2 protein-coding genes are annotated in these 2,064 nt (G+C 65.6%); both read left to right on the top strand.

The genetic code is table 11. The features are described 5' to 3' along the window. Nucleotides 1-914 precede the first annotated feature (914 nt). Entirely contained in the window at nt 915-1,619 is a 705-nt protein-coding gene (locus ACFVYK_RS20525; RefSeq protein WP_075694070.1) for a hypothetical protein, read from the top strand. Beyond that, a complete protein-coding gene (locus ACFVYK_RS20520; RefSeq protein ID WP_389775845.1) occupies nt 1,616-2,062 on the top strand; it encodes a MarR family transcriptional regulator in 447 nt (148 codons plus the stop codon). Before ACFVYK_RS20525 ends, ACFVYK_RS20520 begins: the two co-directional genes overlap by 4 nt. The last annotated feature ends 2 nt before the right edge of the window (nt 2,063-2,064 follow it).

Genomic DNA, 2,064 nt, shown 5'->3' with positions numbered 1-2,064 from the left:
TCGGGGGGAACTGTGGGGAAAAGCAGCAGCAGTAGGAAGGGGGAGGCGGTGGGAGGGATAGGCGCGGGCCGAATCGGGGGAGCACGGGGAGAGGTGACGGAGGGTCGGGAAGCCTGAGCAGTCAGGGCGGACCTACTCCCATCAGGTGATCGGCAGCGATTCGCGTGCATCACTTTGAAGCACTAGATAGACTCTGGAACCGGTAGGGCGCACCACTGCACCTGATAAAGACGCGTAAGTTTCACCTTTGCATTTCACCGAAAGCCAGCACAGATAAAGGTCCAGAATTCACCTCCGCTGGACTGACCTTAGCCACAGAACGGAACCTCAGAAATGGGAAACTCGAAATTCGGTGTGCGGAGGCACCGGAGCCGAACGGCCCCCAGGGCCGGGCGGCGGAACCCACCGATGGCCCCGCCACGCCCTTGCTGGCTGCTTGTCCGTCACGGCCGGCACCACCCGAGACTCAGAGCCGCTGATGCCGCCTACGGCCTGCGCGGGCCCACGGGCCCGCACGCGAAGCCGCCTCAGCCACGAGGGTCCGGTCGGCGCCTGCGGGAAGACCTCAACCACTTGATACTTACCGAGATCAAGAACCCGCAGGTCAGCGCGTTGCAGATCGCGCGATATGTACCGGGTGACGGGACATATCGCGGTCGATCTGTCTCGACTGAGGGGGCACATCGGCTGGTCAATGTCAACTAGAGGCGACATGTTCCGAGCGCCTATGTCAAGTACAGGCGACATCTGGGACGGATGTGTCTGGCGGGTCGACCGCTGGGCGGGCAGGGGGGAGATCTGTCCCCCCTGGGGGGACACAACTTGCGCGGCATGTCGTGTCGGAGCGACATCGGTTTCAAGCAGAGCTGACATACTGCTGCGCGTCCGGAGATCAACAACGTGGGAGCAGCTTCGTGTCGAGTGAGCCGCAGCGCCGCCGTCCGAGCGCCAAGGGGGCGCCGCAGCCGAAGTTGCCGCTGGACGATCCCTCCGAGGCCTGGAATCGGCCCCTACGGCCCGTCAAGGACCTGGACGACGTCGCACGGCAGTACCCGGGCCGGAAGCTCTCGCTGGGCGAGCAGCGCAAGCCGATGGAGTTCTACGGGACGCCGGAGCAGCCGAACGCGTTCTCCATGGACAGCCTGGAGTTCTTCCTGGTCATCGCGCAGTTCTTCCGCGAGGCGCTGCCGTTGCGGCTGATCCTGCTGATGATCGCCTGCCAGAAGGCCGGCGGGCGGATCCCCCTGACACAGGACGAGATGGCGACCGTCCTGGACGTGGCGCGGACGAAGGTGACCGAGGCGCTGGGCGAGATCATGTCGCACGGCATCGTCTTCCGGGTGAAGCGCGGGGTCTACCAGTTCAACCCGCCCTACAGCTACCGCGTAGCGGAGTTCATCCCGGGCACCGAGACCATGGAGCCCGAGTACATCAAGGTCGACCAGCACGTCACCCTCAAGGAGATCCGCGCGGACCAGAGCCTGCCCGAGTTGGTGCGCTTCCCTTCACTGGAGAAGATGAGGCAGGAGATCGAGCGGCTGCGTAAGGAACGGGCAGACGAGCGAGCTCGCCGGCGCCGGGAGCGGGCGCAGCTGAAGGAGAAGGGGGCCGAACAGTGAGCGGTCTGCATTTCGCCGCCGTCAACGCGGAAGGCATCGTTGCCGATCTCGATCTGCTGCCCGCGGCCTACCGCGTGCTGCTGAAGCTGCGCGCCCACAGCGAGGCCGGCGGTCGTATCGAGATCGACCAGGGCACCATCGCCCAGATGCTGAACCTGAGCCGGACGGCCGTCAACGCGGCCCTGCGCGACCTGGACCTGGCGCTGCTGGTGAAGAAGCAGCGCGCTGGCGTCTACCAGCTCAACGCCATGCTCGCCGCCTACGCCTCCCCCGAGGACGCCATCGCGGCCGTCAAGGCGATGCCGAAGGACGAGCGCCTCAACTCCACCGACTTCGTGGACCGCTACCGCAGGGCTGTCGCCGCCTACCAGGACCAGCTTGCTGAGAAGCGCCGGCGCCGGGAAGACGTCAAGCGTCGCCAGAACCTCAAAGCCGTCTCCTGACC

It is taken from the genome of Streptomyces sp. NPDC058291, assembly GCF_042880855.1.
Classification (GTDB): domain Bacteria; phylum Actinomycetota; class Actinomycetes; order Streptomycetales; family Streptomycetaceae; genus Streptomyces.
Note: the sequence above shows the minus strand (reverse complement) of the source record. Positions and strands in the feature narration are given on the sequence as shown.